This window comes from Neobacillus cucumis, assembly GCF_023715505.1.
Genome location: NZ_JAMBOH010000004.1, coordinates 82648 through 98545, shown reverse-complemented (window position 1 = coordinate 98545; position 15898 = coordinate 82648). Strand labels below are relative to the sequence as shown.

17 protein-coding genes are annotated in these 15898 nt (G+C 37.8%); 10 read left to right on the top strand and 7 right to left on the bottom strand.

Annotation, left to right across the window (positions count from 1 at the left end; all coding sequences use genetic code 11):
• Window positions 1-113: 113 nt before the first annotated feature.
• Window positions 114-1364, bottom strand: a complete 1251-nt coding sequence (locus M3226_RS07800) for an ABC transporter permease (RefSeq protein ID WP_251564142.1) — start codon at window positions 1362-1364, stop codon at window positions 114-116.
• On the bottom strand, window positions 1357-2256 hold the full coding sequence (locus M3226_RS07795) for an ABC transporter ATP-binding protein (protein WP_251564140.1): 900 nt from the start codon (window positions 2254-2256) through the stop codon (window positions 1357-1359). The genes M3226_RS07800 and M3226_RS07795 overlap by 8 nt, the downstream gene beginning before the upstream one ends.
• A 164-nt stretch (window positions 2257-2420) precedes the next feature.
• Between M3226_RS07795 and M3226_RS07790 the strand changes: the two genes are divergently transcribed.
• Complete coding sequence (locus M3226_RS07790; protein WP_251564138.1) at window positions 2421-2606, top strand: YhzD family protein; 186 nt, start codon at window positions 2421-2423, stop codon at window positions 2604-2606.
• A gap of 268 nt (window positions 2607-2874) precedes the next feature.
• Here M3226_RS07790 and M3226_RS07785 read toward each other — a convergent pair whose 3' ends face one another.
• The 3 genes from M3226_RS07785 to M3226_RS07775 form a co-directional block, all read right to left on the bottom strand.
• Window positions 2875-3666 carry an enoyl-CoA hydratase gene (locus M3226_RS07785; RefSeq protein WP_251564136.1) on the bottom strand — a complete coding sequence of 264 codons (792 nt, stop codon included), beginning with the start codon at window positions 3664-3666 and terminating at the stop codon, window positions 2875-2877.
• A gap of 268 nt (window positions 3667-3934) precedes the next feature.
• Window positions 3935-4804, bottom strand: a complete 870-nt coding sequence (locus M3226_RS07780) for a Cof-type HAD-IIB family hydrolase (RefSeq protein ID WP_251564134.1) — start codon at window positions 4802-4804, stop codon at window positions 3935-3937.
• A gap of 278 nt (window positions 4805-5082) precedes the next feature.
• Complete coding sequence (locus M3226_RS07775) at window positions 5083-5430, bottom strand: YlbF family regulator (RefSeq protein WP_251564131.1); 348 nt, start codon at window positions 5428-5430, stop codon at window positions 5083-5085.
• A 149-nt stretch (window positions 5431-5579) separates the two neighbouring features.
• Here M3226_RS07775 and M3226_RS07770 point away from each other — a divergent pair, with 149 nt between their 5' ends.
• The 8 genes from M3226_RS07770 to M3226_RS07735 all read left to right on the top strand — a co-directional run bounded on the left by M3226_RS07770 (window position 5580) and on the right by M3226_RS07735 (window position 13286).
• The gene (locus M3226_RS07770) at window positions 5580-6956 is read left to right on the top strand and encodes a YheC/YheD family endospore coat-associated protein (protein WP_251564129.1); all 1377 of its coding nucleotides are present in this window, start codon (window positions 5580-5582) and stop codon (window positions 6954-6956) included.
• 1 nt (window position 6957) lies between these two features.
• Window positions 6958-8061 carry a YheC/YheD family endospore coat-associated protein gene (locus M3226_RS07765; protein WP_251564127.1) on the top strand — a complete coding sequence of 368 codons (1104 nt, stop codon included), beginning with the start codon at window positions 6958-6960 and terminating at the stop codon, window positions 8059-8061.
• The gene (locus M3226_RS07760) at window positions 8039-9403 is read left to right on the top strand and encodes a YheC/YheD family endospore coat-associated protein (RefSeq protein WP_251564125.1); all 1365 of its coding nucleotides are present in this window, start codon (window positions 8039-8041) and stop codon (window positions 9401-9403) included. Before M3226_RS07765 ends, M3226_RS07760 begins: the two co-directional genes overlap by 23 nt.
• The gene (locus tag M3226_RS07755) at window positions 9400-10443 is read left to right on the top strand and encodes a YheC/YheD family endospore coat-associated protein (RefSeq protein ID WP_251564124.1); all 1044 of its coding nucleotides are present in this window, start codon (window positions 9400-9402) and stop codon (window positions 10441-10443) included. Before M3226_RS07760 ends, M3226_RS07755 begins: the two co-directional genes overlap by 4 nt.
• Before the next feature lie 76 nt (window positions 10444-10519).
• Window positions 10520-10729: a YheE family protein gene (locus M3226_RS07750; RefSeq protein ID WP_251564122.1), complete on the top strand. Its 210-nt coding sequence runs from the start codon at window positions 10520-10522 to the stop codon at window positions 10727-10729.
• A 132-nt stretch (window positions 10730-10861) separates the two neighbouring features.
• Window positions 10862-11047, top strand: a complete 186-nt coding sequence (locus M3226_RS07745) for a hypothetical protein (protein WP_251564527.1) — start codon at window positions 10862-10864, stop codon at window positions 11045-11047.
• A 116-nt stretch (window positions 11048-11163) separates the two neighbouring features.
• Window positions 11164-12066 carry a PucR family transcriptional regulator gene (locus M3226_RS07740; protein ID WP_251564120.1) on the top strand — a complete coding sequence of 301 codons (903 nt, stop codon included), beginning with the start codon at window positions 11164-11166 and terminating at the stop codon, window positions 12064-12066.
• A gap of 107 nt (window positions 12067-12173) precedes the next feature.
• Entirely contained in the window at window positions 12174-13286 is a 1113-nt protein-coding gene (locus M3226_RS07735) for an ABC transporter ATP-binding protein (protein ID WP_251564118.1), read from the top strand.
• A 40-nt stretch (window positions 13287-13326) separates the two neighbouring features.
• Here M3226_RS07735 and M3226_RS07730 read toward each other — a convergent pair whose 3' ends face one another.
• Entirely contained in the window at window positions 13327-13524 is a 198-nt protein-coding gene (locus tag M3226_RS07730; protein WP_285857767.1) for a hypothetical protein, read from the bottom strand.
• Between the two features lie 374 nt (window positions 13525-13898).
• Here M3226_RS07730 and M3226_RS07725 point away from each other — a divergent pair, with 374 nt between their 5' ends.
• Window positions 13899-14105 carry an alpha/beta-type small acid-soluble spore protein gene (locus M3226_RS07725; protein ID WP_215040071.1) on the top strand — a complete coding sequence of 69 codons (207 nt, stop codon included), beginning with the start codon at window positions 13899-13901 and terminating at the stop codon, window positions 14103-14105.
• 80 nt (window positions 14106-14185) lie between these two features.
• On the opposite strand, the gene fumC is transcribed toward M3226_RS07725, so the two are convergent.
• Window positions 14186-15610: a class II fumarate hydratase gene (gene fumC / locus M3226_RS07720; protein ID WP_374110569.1), complete on the bottom strand. Its 1425-nt coding sequence runs from the start codon at window positions 15608-15610 to the stop codon at window positions 14186-14188.
• Window positions 15611-15898 lie beyond the last annotated feature (288 nt).

Genomic DNA, 15898 nt, shown 5'->3' with positions numbered 1-15898 from the left:
AAAATATTCCTTTCACCATCTTTTCTCCATTGTAGCATCTTTACTACCAGAATGCGAATGCATGTTCTAAAACAAAAGAGTTTTACCATAATGGTAAAACTCTTTTGAACTTATTACCTTTTCGTTAATTGTAATGCCTTTTTAATATCTTTATAAGAGTCAGACTTTCCATACATTAAGACACCACCGCGGTACACCCGGGCACCAAAAATAGCCAGTACTGAAATGGTTGCTATTAGGATGATTATTCCTAAGATTGCCTCCCAAGCCGGGATCGTCAGCATACCTACACGCAAGAACATAATCATCGGTGTGAAGAAAGGAATATAAGATGTTGCAGTTATAAACGGAGCATCGGGCTTACCTAGACCAAACATAGCAATCATAAATCCAGCAACAACTAATAAAGTCATCGGTGTAATCATCTGCTGTACATCTTCAATCCGGCTGACAAGCGACCCCAAAAAGGCCGCAAGTGTCGCATATAGAAAATAGCCGAGAATAAAGAAAATCACGGCGTAAACGATTGTCCCAGCAGGAATTCCTCCAAACCCGTACACACCGAAAAAGCCATCCTTTAATGATTCCATATTTCTCGAAAATGAATAGTAACCAACCAGCAAGAACGCGGCCAATTGTGTCAGGCTTAATAATCCAATGCCGACTATTTTTGCAAACATTTGTTTAATTGGAGAAACACTTGAAATTAAAATCTCCATAACGCGTGAAGATTTCTCGGTTGCTACCTCCATCGCTATCATGTTGGCATACATAATAACCGCAAAATAGATAACAAATAACAATACATAGACTAAGCCTCTTGCCTGGTTTAATTCCTCTTCCGTTTTTGCGTTTTTCTCAAGAGCCAATTTCTTGAAAGAAACGGGTTCATAGAGCTTTTGGAGCTGCTCAGGTGCCAAATTAATCTGTGAGGCTGCAAGCATCGTTTTGAGCTGCTGCAGACCTGTTTGAAGATCAGTATATAGGGATGAATCTGCGATACTCATGGCTTTGTAGGTAGCTTCAGGTAACTTTTCGTCGTTTACACCCAGTTGAATAACCCCTGCATACTCGCCTTTTTTGACCAGCTTTTCCGCTTGGTCTTCATCGCCCTTGAAAAAAGTAAGTTGAATATCTTTATTAACACTTTTTACTTGCTGCTTATATGGCTCGTAAAGCTGGCCCGTATGGTCTATTACTGCTACCTTTTCCTTTCCGCCATTTTTATCAAATAAATCTATGATATTATTAATGTTAGTGATTGCTAAAACGATGACTATGGTTAATAACGTCGTAACAAGAAACGATTTCGTTTTGAGCTTGTTAAGGTAGGTATGAAATAAGATAATCCAGAAACTATTCATAGGCATTACCTACTTTCTCAATAAAAATATCATTTAATGAAGGCTCTTCTAGAGCAAACTTGCGAATAAATCCATTATTAACAAGATCTTTAAGGATTTTTGCGGCAATTTCCTCCCCTTCAATTTGCAGGTGAATGCCCTCCATTGTCACTTTGGATTTAACTACCCCAGGGAAATTCTTCAATGAGTCTAAAGGAAAATCAGCATGTATCACAAGGTTCTTTTTGCCAAATTCACGTTTGATATCTTTTAGTGAACCACTTACAACCGGACTGCCTTTATGTAAAATGCATAAATGTTCACACATTTCCTCCACATGCTCCATCCGATGACTCGAAAACACAATCGTTGCTCCATCATCTTTCAAGGTTAAAACTGCTTCCTTTAGCATCTCCACATTAACGGGATCAAGTCCACTAAACGGCTCATCTAAGATTAATAATTTGGGTTTATGGACGACCGCGGCAATAAATTGGATTTTCTGCTGATTTCCTTTCGAAAGCTCTTCAACCTTTTTATTCTCATAATCTAAGATTTTAAAACGCTCTAACCACAATTTTAGTTCAATTAATGCCTCAGTCTTTTGCATCCCTCTTAATCTGGCTAAATAGACAATCTGGTCCCGTACTTTTAATTTAGGATATAAGCCTCTTTCCTCAGGCAAATAGCCAATCAGATGGCTGGTGGAATAGTCAATTGTTTGATCATCCCAAGTAATACGGCCGGCCGAACTATCCAGCAGTCCTAATATCATTCGAAATGTTGTGGTTTTGCCGGCCCCGTTTGCCCCTAAGAAGCCAAACATCTCTTTTTCCGGAACAGTTATCGATAAATTATTAACAGCTGTAAATTGACCAAACTTCTTGGTAACATGTTCAAGTTTGAGTACCATAATACGCACCCCTTTCCCTCTTTAATACGAATATACCATAATTTGGTTTCTGATTATTTTTTTGAAAAATTCAAAGAATTGTGTGAAAATAATATTGAAGTGGAAACGGCTGCATTAGTAAACGCCGTCTCCTAATAATCATTGATATATATGGGGGATTGTCGATGAAAACGTATAAATTAACAGCCTTTGAGGCAAATGGGGAAAAATTATTAGATGAGAGTCTTCAAGCAGGGAATGATGAGGCTGCAAAGAAGCAAGGGGAGCAGCTATTGAGAGAGAAACAGTTGCTAGAAAAGACACATCGATTAACATCACCTTGCGGCAAGCTTTTACTATTTCATTCTTAAAACAAAAGCGCAAGCGCCTTGATCAGCCCCGATATAGGGCGACTTGTAGAATGGCCAGCGAAAGCAAGGACAGAGACTAGTCGCCCTTAATGCGTACAGAAAGCAATAGCTTGCTGTAGCCAAGCATGAGATGCTCAGGGAAAGAAGGTGTTCTTTGCCTTCATTCCCTGAGTGACTGTAGACCAACGAGGTGCTAGGCGCTGGAGCTGGACGTATCAAAACCTGTAAAAAGTTATCCACAAGTAGTAAATCGGATAATTTCTTTCTTTTATTTCCCTATAAAGACTGGCTTCCTTTTTTCGATAAAAGCCCTGATACCTTCACGGTGGTCACGTGTTTCCCGCATTTTTTGCTGGCCGTATTTTTCTAATTCCAGCACTTTAAGTAATTGTGGACGATTCTTCTCAGCCATTATTTTTTTGGTTTTAATCATTGCCTGAACCGGTCGGCTCAGCCAATCTTCCACCCTTGCCTCTAGCGTCTCTAGAAGATTACTTTCAGCTACTTCTTGGATTAATCCCATTTTAAATGCTTCGTCAGCACTTAAACTTTTTCCGTCCCAAATGACCTGTTTAGCCATCGTCTCTCCTAATCTTTTTTCCAAAAAAAAGTGTGCCCCGCCATCCGGTATTAAGCCAATACCAATAAAATTCATTGCCAGCTTACTAGTTTTATCTGCAATAATATAATCAGTCGAGAGCGCCAAACTAAATCCTAAACCTGCTGCTGCACCCGAAACAGCACTAATAGTTAGTTTTGGCAGGCTGTACAGGGTGATAATTAATTCGCTGATGCAATCCATCACCGGAAAGAAATCACTTTCATTCATATTGGACAGCATTGTTTTAATATCTCCACCGGAGGAAAAGGCTCTTCCTTTTCCTGTTAATACTAAAATATCAATCTCATCTGAATCACTAATTTCCTTCAGTTTATAAATTAGCCCCTTAATGACGTCCGTATCAATGGCGTTTAATGCATCTGGCCGGTTTAATTCAATGGTGGCAACACGATGATTCACTCGCAAATTGACCTTATCTGTTTCAAAATTAATTGACATGGGAAATCTCCTCCCCTTTTTTATTCACTCACTTTTATTATATATGGAAATGATTAGAATAAAAACAAGCTTTCTAAATATATTGAATTTTAATAGAAGAGCTGCAGCGCCTTGACCAGGCGCTGCAGCCGCACAATTCTCAAGGTCAATTTTCTTACTTTTAATTAAAAATCTCCCGCTTAAATTAAGCAGGAGATTCGATTAGAGACCAGTACTTTTCTATTCTGACCTTTATTGGCTACTAAAGTTGCCTTGATATTTTTGTTTTTTAATTTTTAATGATTTTCATTTTTCTTAAGAACTCTATTGGCTGCTGCTTGCGGAAGTGTTCTTTTACCATGTAGGCCACACCATGTTCATTTTTGGACCTTGTTACCCAATCGGATGACCTCTTGACCTCAAAGCCGGCATTCCACATTGAAACTCCTAAACCCGCTGCTTCGATTAACGGGATATCATCAAGTCCATCACCAATATAAACCATTTCACTCCGCTTGATCCCTAATTGATTGCCTAAGTATGACAATCCTGTTAGCTTGGAAACACCAGCTGGAACAATATCAAGCCTGAGTGAATCCAATTGAATCACATCAATCTCTGTAAACATTTTTCTTAATGCCTGAGTGGCATCATTCAGGTCCTGCTCATCTTCAAAATACACCTCTATTTTTGGAGGAGTTACCGGCTGGTCGTGTAAATACTCACTTAAGGTAGACACAAATTGTTGGGAATAGAAAACCGGGTCTCCTGAAGTAAACACAGTTTTGGCCAGTAATTGATTATGAAGCTTTAATTTATTTGCTAATGAAAATTGCTCGTGTACTAGCCTTATTTGACATGGCAATGCCTCTAAAAAACGAATCGTGTCATACGTAATGTCCTCATTAATTCTTTTTACATATACTGGTTTCTCGAGGGTATTTGCAATAAATGCCCCTTGGTGGGTAATAAGCGGTGCTGTTATTTTTAACGCCTTCGCCACCTTCTTGGCTGAAGGGAAGCTCCGTGATGTAACCAATGTTACATAAATTCCTTTTTGCTGAACATATTCAATTGCTTCCCTTGTTGATTTATGAATTTTGCCATTCGATTGTAGAAGCGTGCCATCGATATTTAGCGCAAGCAAGCGATAAATCATTATGTTGCCCCCTGTTCTTGGTGAAAATGCCTTTATATCACTTTTATGACCTTTCACTTACATATAGAACAGAAAGAAAAGCGGAGGCGCCTTGAACAGGGGCGCAAGGCTACAGACGAGCCGGCGAGAAGGCTGTTTCCTTAGCCCTTCTTGACGGTTTGGCTTATGACCCCGAGCCCCTAGGCGCTGCAGCTAGACAATTTTCAAAAGTGATTCCTTTTATCGCATATTAGAGAGCAAAAGCCTTCGGTTTAAGGACCGAAGGCTTTCAACTAATCTTACAGATTTCCGTATAAATCTTCCAATGGTTTCATAATAACTTTGTTTAATTCACCAATCACCATGCTCATTCGTTGTTCTGCATCCATTAACCGGGCTATTTTTTGATTCTGCTGAACAAGGGCAACAGTGGATTGTGCCTGCTGGACTTCCTGTTCAGAGATATTTTGGCCCATCATTTGTTTTTGCTGCAAATTCATTTGCATTTGACGGAACTGGTCAAACATTTGTTTTGACTGAGGGTCTTTATTTACTTCGTTATAGGCCTGCTGTAATTGTGTATACTCATTACTTTGACGAATCGCTGTTTCTAAAGCATAGGCGGAATCATATAAATTTACTGCCATTTGAGCCACTCCTTTTTGTATAAACATACTCACAACTATAACAAACTATTCAATTAAATGCGAGAATGTTCAAATCACCTTTCCTCAAGCATTTACATAAATTATTTATATCAACTAATGCCCAAAATTCCAGTAAATGAGGAGTGATTATGTCATTTTCGTTAACCTCGATCTTAGTCGTTCCAATAAAATTATCAGACAAAAATCAGGATGTTATCCAGATGTCTGCCCAATTGTTTAAGCTGCTCCAATTAAATATGCATGAGATAAACGTCTCGATTGGCAGAAGAACCATTCCCATTAAAGTTCAAACCAAAGACTTACCAGATAATACGATCTATTTTCCCGAAAATTTAATGGAATCTTTTTATCTCCCCATTCACCCTCTTAAATTTCAAGCAATGGTTCTTCCCGAGAGTCAGACATTAAAGCTCGGACCTGTCGCAGCTTTATTAACAGATTCAATTGATAACGAAAATAATGAACCTTACTTTCGTTCCATACATTTGTTTTGTGAGGAGCTTCAACAAGTAATTAGTGAGACTGGCGGGTTCTTCTATGTTCTTTCCTATCAACAGTTTTTAAGTCAAGGCTATTACTTGATAGATGGAAAATGGACGGCTGCACAGCTGCCTGCCCCTGATGTCATTTATAACCGGATTCATTCAAGAGCTCTAGAGTATAAAAAGGAATTCAGACAATTTCGAGCAAAAGTGAATCAATTATTGATTCCGTTTTTTAACGACCGTTTCCTTTCAAAATGGGAGGTATACGAACTTCTAAAAGACATAAGGAATCTTGATTCCTATCTGCCGAAAACAAAGCTTTTTTCGAAAGATCATTTTTATGAAATGATACAAAAATATGACACCCTGTTTCTAAAGCCTATCCATGGAAGTCAGGGCAAAAATATTATTAAGGTATGTCGTGGCCCAGATTCATGTTATTCGCTTGAAACCTCATTAAAATCTGGGCCGGCTAAACAAAGAGAATTATTTTCATTAGATGAACTATTCCTACAAATTAAGCCACTTATCCATAATCGAATTTATATTATTCAACAAGGTATTTCATTGATGTCCTATCAATCATCTTCGATGGATTTCCGAGTTCTGTGCCATCAAAATCTGGATAACAATTGGCGGGTAACTTCCACTGTGGCACGGATTGCCGGAAAACAAGAATTTGTTTCTAATTTAGCAAGAGGCGGTACGCTTACACGACCATTAAGCGCATTAAAGACATGTATAAACGATAAGAAAGCTTTAGAAGTACTAGCCCAAATGAAGGAATTGGCACTTGAGACTGCCTCCATTATAAGCCAAAATTCACAAGGTATTATTGGTGAACTTGGTATTGACATTGGTGTTGATCAAGATGGAAATCCATGGTTAATTGAGGTTAATTCGAAGCCATCCAAAAACTTTGAAGATGGCTTAACAAAAGTTAGACCCTCTGCCAAGGCCATTATCCAGTTCTGCACCATTCTTGCATTTGATACAGCTGTTATGAAGGAGGATATATAAATTGTTAACATTTGGTATTATGACATTAAATATGGAAAGTGAAAATGCTTATATAACCGAATTGGCCCACCGAGCAGAGATATTGGGAATGGAGGTACTCCGGTTCATCCCATCCGATATTGATCCCCATGATCTCCATGTAAAAGGGAGGAGGTTCGATTCAAAGTCAAACTCCTGGATCCCTTGCCAAGCACCCGTCCCAACTATCATTTATGATCGCTGTTTTTACGGAGAGGATGAACATTCCAAGCTATGCCTGCCCATCGTAACCTGGTTAAAAAGCCGTAGCGATATTACATTTTTAGGCTATGGCTTACCCAATAAATTGGAACTATATCAAGCTTTAAAGACTACTGCCCTATCCTCCTATTTACCTTCAACACAGGCTGTCTCAGATGTTGAAAGTGTTTTAAAGGAACTTACTTTAAAGAAGAAAATTATAATAAAACCGATCAATGGTTCCCAAGGGTACGGTATTTACTATTTAAAGAAAAATGAAAAGACGATACATGTTAAAACAGAAAAACAAAAAAGAATTATTTCACGGATTTTTCCAAATGAAGCAAGACTTATTCAATGGTTAACACTTCTATTGAAACAGCGCCATTATTTGCTGCAACCGTATTTGGAGCTATCAAATAAGGAACACAAACCCTTTGATATTCGGATTTTGTTGCAAAAAAATGAGCTGGGAATTTGGGGTGAACAAGGACGGGGAATTCGGATTGGAACTACGGGCGGTATTCTATCAAACCTAGCTGCCGGGGGAACCGTGATTAATTTTAAAGAGTGGCTCGTTTCCCTGCCGCCGGCTAAGGCTGAATATATAAGGGAGGAGCTGACTTATATACTCAACTGCCTCCCTGCTACCTTAGAGAGTGCGTTTATGCCACTATTTGAAATTGGTGTTGATATTGGCATTGCCAAAGACGGATCAATCTGGATTCTTGATATAAACTCTAAACCAGGAAGGAAGGTCCTTCTATCTACGAACCCTGAATTACAAGAATCTCTATACACCAAACCGCTCCTTTACGGAAAATACCTTTCAGAGACGGATCAAACGGAAAGGAAGGTCTATTATGAGAAAACATTATCTCATTGAAGTTGCACAAAATGATCAATTAATTGTCTTTTGCCCTTCTAATTTAATTCAGGATAAACGGATTAAAAGAATTGCTTTTGGCTCGAAATCAATGGATGTGGAATTTTTTCCTCATCCTGATAAAAATGACCGAATTGTCATTAGCAGGAAAATCCAAGAGACAATTCAGTTTCCTTATTTTAAAGTCCCCTTACATGCCTTTCTAGAGGATGAGGTTCTCTATATTGGTCCATTAGTTGGCATATTTACTGCTGGTTTTACTTCATACCCAGAACAGCCAATTGGCGAACGGACCTTATTTTTTGCGAAACTCCTTTCTGTAAATCGATCTGTCGGTGCGCTTGCCTTTGTTTTTGGGGAACAGCATATTAATTGGGAGTCGGGAACGATAGAAGGATACTTTTTTGAAGAGAATGTTTGGCAAACAGTCGAAGTCCCTTTCCCAAATGTTATCTATGACCGCCTGCCGAATCGAAAAAGTGAGGAAAATCCTAAATTAATTAAAGTGAGAAATCGTCTCCAAAAAGAATATCTGATTCCATGGTACAATCCCGGTTTCTTTAATAAACTTGATATCTATGAAAGACTGCAACAAGACTCTTCCGTTACAGCCTACTTGCCAGAAACTTTTCCATTTACGTCCTTTTCTTCAATCGAAACGATGCTATCCAAGTATGGTCATATTTTTATAAAGCCAAAGAATGGCAGTCTTGGTCATGGTGTTCATCAAGTCATATACGACAAACACATGGACGATTATTATTGCCGGTATCAAGATGAAGCAGGTGTTAATCGTTTACGTAAATACTCAAGCTTGGAACGATTATTCCAATCGGTGTTTGCAGCACAATCACTAGATAGAATGTTAGTCCAGCAAGGGATTCATCTGCTTAGAAATGATCAACGTTCAGTTGATTTCCGCGTCCATACAAATAAGGACGAAAACGGTGAATGGCAAGTAACAGCCATTGCTGGAAAAATTGCCGGTCAAGGCAGTGTAACCACCCACGCACGAAGCGGCGGGGATATCAAAACAATCGAAGAAATTTTCCCTAAGGAAGAAGCAGAAATTTATCGTGAAAAACTAAGTAACGCCGCTCTCTTGCTAAGTAAAGCGCTCGATAAAAATATCGAAGGTATAATTGGTGAGATTGGCTTTGATTTAGGTATTGACCGAAACGGAGATATTTGGCTTTTTGAAGCAAATTCAAAACCGGGCAGGTCAATCTTTAGTCATCCGGAATTAAAAGAATTTGATTTATTAACCCGGAAATTATCGATTGCTTTTGCCGTTTTTATAACGGAGCAGTCCTTATTACACCCAGAGGAATTATTTAAATGAAAAACAACGGCACGCCATTGATCGGAATCTTGACAGCAAGTAAATCAGATGGAACCATTGCCGGTAATGGTCCACTTTTTATAGAAATACAAAAGAAGCTTATTTCACTTAATGGAATAAGCTTTGTCTTTATTCCGGAAGAAGTGGAAACTAATTACATTAATGGATATTCCTATTCGCCTGAAGAAAAAAGTTGGAAAAAAAGATCCTTCCCTTTCCCGGACCTTGTCTATAATCGCATCCCGTTTCGATTTTCAGAAAAAGATGAAAAGAGCCGATGGTTATTTTCGTACTTACAGGAAAAGAAAATACCTTTTTTTAATCCTTGTTTTATCGATAAATATGAACTTTTTCAATTATTAAAAAAGGATAGCATCCTTCGAGATTATTTACCAGAAACCATCCTTGTGCAGGAGCAATATGAATTATTAGACTTTCTAAAGAAATTCAGGGGCATTTATTTAAAACCCACACAATCCTCAAAGGGAAAAGGTATTGTTCGTTTAAGACTGGACGGTCCTTCAGAAATTCACCTACAGGGCATTAATAAACAAGAACACTACCCATCCTTTGCCCATTTTTGGGAGAACTGGGCCGAAGAATTATTTAAGAAACAATATCTAGCCCAGGAAGAAATTCTCTCAGCAGAATATGAAGGAAAACGATTTGATTTTCGTATTTTAGCACACGGCCATCAGGATGATTATACTCTAACAGGTGTTGGAATCCGGCTTTCCCAGGATCAGGAAATCACAACCCATATACCGTCAGGAGGCAGACTCCTTCCCTATCACCTTCTTCAATCAAATGAGCATGATGAATTTTTTCAGACGATTATTTCTAATATTGGTAAATCACTGTCCAGCCAATTTGGTTACTTCGGTGAGTTTACCATTGACGCAGGATTAAGTAAGACAGGACGATATTATATTTATGAGGTAAATTCGAAACCGATGAGCTTTGATGAAACGGATATTGAGGAAAGGAAAATCGAAAACTTATGCCGCTTATTTCTCCAACTTATAGACAAATCTTCCTGAGTTTTAAAAAAGGTATCCATCATCTATAAGACAAGGTAAGCTATACTTATAATCGTCTTTGAGGAGGATGTTTCCCATGCTTAAGCACTTTCAATATAAACCATTATTTTCAAATCAAAATATTCCTGGCTGGTCAATTTCCTTTTATTATAAAAAAAAGAGATATACCGGAATTTATCACCAAACTGGAACCATTGAATGGACTGGAACTGCGCCAGAACAAGTGGATCTTCAACCATTAAAGAGCCAAATTCATGAATTAATGCTTTTTCATGTTTATGAATAAAGAGAAAAATGCATGAACTCTCACCCTTTGCCTCACACTAAGTTATAATCTCTTATCGAGCAAGGAAGTAAACCCTGAGCCAGAAAGGATAATAACAAATGATTCATTTTTTAGGAGGAAAGGGTGACTGTAATGAGTAAAAATAATATAACCAATAATGAATCAGCCTATGAAGGCAGAGATAAGGCTTATGTAGATGTAGACCGTATGATCAATGAAGGTTTGTCCGGGGGGTCAGTCCATGCCCGCCAGGATGCCACTAATATTGAAGAAGCGCATGATCTTCCCAAAGAACAACCACCAGCAGAAATTGAATAATGGTGTAATGGCTGTACCTAAATTTAACAGGTACAGCCATTATCTTTTATGCGCTGCACACTATTGGTATAATATTGCCTAAAGCCTGAAAAATTTAATAAACGGGGAAATATAACATGATAAAAAAATTATTGTCAATCTATCAAAATTCCATCCTTTTTCCCAGCAAGCCTGAAAATCCATCAGAACGGTTTCTTTATTTTTGCAGTGAATCAGAGGATGAATGGATAGGAATTCCTAAAACAGAGCTAAATGAACGGGAATTAAACCTCCTTAAAGTACTCTATACTTTGGTAGAATTTCCAAGTTCAAACCTTCATCCGACTGTAAAAGCATGGCATGATTTTCTATTTTCAAATGGTCCTATACCAGGTCATCTAGCCGGAAATATTCTAAGAATTATTCAGTTTAATATAAACGGTTCTGAAGCAAGTCAACCTGAGATAGAATCAGCTTTAAAAGGTTTCTTCACTGAAGAAGTAATCATTATTTGGGTGGGCAGAAGTCGTGGAATTGTGATTGAAGGAAAGAATACAATGTCACTCTCAGAGGAAGAAATCCTTTCAATGTCAGAAACACTAGAAAGCGATTTTTATGTAAAAGTTTCTTTTTATATTGGTAAACCAAGAGTATTTTCAAAGCAGTTACCAGAGAAATTTCATCAAGAGAAGGAATATTTTACATTCGCCCTTTCACAATTAGAGTTATCGAGTATCTTTACATTTGAACGGGTGATACCTGCCTATTTATCCTATTATTTGTCACCTGAATTAAAAGTAAGGGTTAGTCAAGAAATTATTGAGCTATTTAACGAAGATCATGAAATCTTTTCAACCATTAAAGTTTTTCTTGAAAACAATTTAAACGCCAGCATGACAGCCAAAAAATTATATATTCATCGAAATACGCTACAGTATCGAATTGATAAATTTGTTGAAAAAACAGGCATTAGCCTCAAAGATTTTTATGGAGCTTTTACCGTTTTCTTAGCCTGCCTCTTATTTGAACAAAAAAAATGACAACATGCCCAAAAAAGCGTTTTCACATTTTGTGCAACCTGTCCATATGTAAATGTTTTCATTCCCTGTAGACTAAAGATACAACATAAACAGGGAGGAAGAAAAAAATGGCTGAATTAAAATTAGATCATATTTATAAAATTTACGATAATAAAGTAACGGCTGTACAGGACTTCAATTTGCATATTGAAGATAAGGAATTTATCGTATTCGTTGGTCCATCAGGCTGCGGTAAATCCACAACACTTCGAATGATTGCTGGACTTGAAGATATTTCAAAAGGCGATTTTTACATCGATGGAAAAAGAGTGAACGATGTAGCTCCGAAAGATCGTGATATCGCGATGGTATTCCAAAACTATGCTTTATATCCACACATGACAGTATATGATAACATGGCATTCGGATTAAAATTACGTAAATTTCCAAAAGATGAAATCGACCGTCGTGTTAAAGAAGCAGCAAAAATTCTTGGTTTAGAAGCTTATTTAACTCGTAAGCCAAAAGCACTTTCAGGTGGTCAGCGTCAGCGTGTTGCCCTAGGCCGTGCGATTGTTCGTGACGCTAAAGTATTCTTAATGGACGAGCCATTATCAAACCTGGACGCTAAACTTCGTGTTGCGATGCGTGCAGAGATTGCTAAGCTTCACCGTCGTCTTGATACTACTACTATCTACGTTACCCACGACCAGACAGAAGCGATGACAATGGCAACACGTTTGGTAGTTATGAAAGACGGTGTTATCCAACAGGTTGGTTCTCCTAAAGAAGTATATGAAAAACCTGAGAATGTTTTTGTTGGCGGCTTTATCGGTTCACCTGCTATGAACTTCTTTAATGGTAAATTACAAGATGGAAAATTTTCAATTGGCAATATTTCCGTTGCTGTTCCTGAAGGAAAAATGAAATTCCTTCGTGAACAAGGTTATGTTGGCAAAGAAATAATCCTTGGCGTACGTCCAGAGGATATCCATGATGAGCCTGTCTTTATCGAGGCATCTGCCGGAACAAAAATTAAAGCGAATGTCGATGTGGCCGAGTTAACTGGTGCTGAATTAATGGTTTATTCTAGTTTCGGAGGTCAGGACTTCGTTGCCCGTTTAGATTCACGTGCAGATGTTCATCCTGGTGATACTGTCGATCTTGCTTTTGACTTAAATAAAGCACATTTCTTTGATGTTGATACTAAATCACGTATCAGAACTGTTAATGAAAGATAAATATTATTGAGAATCGGCCCCGTTATCAAAAGTAACGGGGTCATTCTTTTATAAAAATCACTTCATCATGATGACAAGCAGGGCATCTATAAAGATGTGGGCACTTTTGACCTGAATTCGTATCTGGATATCCATCCTCAAGCTTCATTAAATCAATTTCCATATAGGGGCTGTAATCATCAAAAAAATCAATGAGCCTCCCCGCTTCCAACATAGGCTCTCCGCAATTCGTACACATTAAATAGACTTCCCTTAAGCCATTACATACCGGGCATATCGCCACTATTCTTCACCCTTTTATTTATAAGATAATCTTAGTTTGTGTTAACTTAAACTTCATATGTAATGGAATAAATTTCTAATTTATTTTTTTGAATAGAACTCTTAAAATTAATCATAATAAAGATTACAAAGCAACAATTACACCGATGGATGAAGCCAAAAACAAGGGTAATATCCGGTGCAACTCCGGATCATCCAACCAAAATGAATTATCTACAATTACTAATATTCTATATCCTCAGCATTGATAATATGGGTTAGGCCAGGTGGCAATTTTATGGTTCAATTCCATACTGACCCCAAAATTAATAAGAGGAGTGTTATTCAACTATGGCAAGTAACAACAACTCTAACAACCTTTTAGTACCAGGCGTAGAACAAGCACTTAACCAAATGAAGTATGAAATTGCTCAAGAGTTTGGCGTAAATCTTGGTGCAGATACTACTTCACGTGCAAACGGTTCTGTCGGAGGAGAAATCACTAAGCGTCTTGTAGCTATGGCAGAATCTCAACTTGGCGGCGGATTCCAACGCTAATCTTTAACAAACATTATTGTACAAATTAATAATATGGCTTAGCCCCCTCCTATTGACGGAGGGGGCTTTCACTGTTTTAATTACACCATCTTTTCAGGCTGGATCCACTCAATAAATTGTTCTTCCGTTACGTAACCCGTTTTAAGTGCTGCTTCTTTTAGGGTACTATTTTCCTTAAAAGCCAGCTTTGCAATTTCAGCTGCTTTTTCATAGCCAATATGTGGATTAAGCGCTGTAACTAACATTAACGACCGCTCCACATTATTTCTAATCTTTTCTACGTTCGCTTCAATTCCTATTGCACAATTTTCATTAAAGGACCGAATACCATCGCTAAGAAGCCTTATTGTCTGAATGAGATTATGAATAATAACTGGTTTAAAGACATTTAACTGGAAATTACCTTGACTGGCAGCAAAACCAATCGCAGCATCATTCCCAAAAATCTGGCAGGCAACCATCGTCAAGGCTTCGCTTTGTGTGGGATTAACTTTTCCGGGCATAATGGAACTTCCCGGTTCATTTGCAGGAATACTGATCTCTCCAATTCCACTTCGTGGTCCACTGGCAAGCCAACGGACATCATTAGCCAACTTCATTAAGTCAGCAGCCAATGCTTTTAATGCACCATGCACAAAAACAATTTCATCATGACTTGTTAGTGCATGATATTTATTATCTGAGGATTTAAAGGAATACCCCGTTAGCTTACTAAGTTCCTCAGCCATCATTTGTCCAAATTGTGGATGGGCATTAATGCCTGTCCCTACAGCTGTTCCTCCTATTGCCAAATTTAATAGATGCTGGCTAGCTTCCTTAATCATTTGAACATCTTTTTCGAGCATCGCCCTCCAGCCGCTTATTTCCTGTCCGAGAGTAAGCGGGGTTGCATCCTGTAAATGAGTTCTGCCAATTTTTATAATATCAGTAAAAGCTTTCTCTTTTTCCTGAAAAGTTTTTCTTAGTTCTAAAATCGCTGGCAATAACGATTCAGTAATTTTTAGATAAGCTGCAATATGCATGGCAGTTGGAAAGGTGTCATTTGAGCTTTGGGACATATTTACATCATCATTTGGATGAATTCTTTCTGTTCTTCCCATATCGACAAGTTTTTGGTTTGCCCGATTGGCGATCACTTCATTGACATTCATATTAGATTGGGTACCACTGCCGGTTTGCCAAACTAGTAATGGAAAATGCTGATCATAATCCCCATTATGTATCTCATCACATACGTTTACGATGATACTCATTTTAAATTCATCAAGCTTCCCTAATTTTGAATTAACAATCGCCGCGGCTTTTTTAATATATGCCAGGCCATAGATGACTTCAATCGGCATTTTTTCTTCACTAATTTTAAAATTTTCTTTGCTCCGCTGTGTCTGAGCGCCCCAATATTTATCTTCGGGAACACGAATTTCACCTAAAGTATCCTTCTCAATTCTAAATTTGTCCAAAACCTTCCACCTCACATTTTTGACTACTTCAATATATATATCCATTGTTACCTAATTTATTAACATCGTACTGATATCTTTTGTTAAATTAAAAAAACTACAGACACTTGTCTGCAGTCTAAGATTTAATGAGTGTATATCCAATAAAATAAGAAAGAATTAAAAAACTGCCAATTGCTAATACAACTGAGTATTCTGACATATACATTCCACCCTTTGATTTTGTTTTTAAAATATCATAAAGACAGGATGCAGCAAGTGATAAAAATTACACTTTTGTGACTTTGATGTGAATTTTTTTGCATATATTTCTTTTGGGAAGTGACCGGTAGA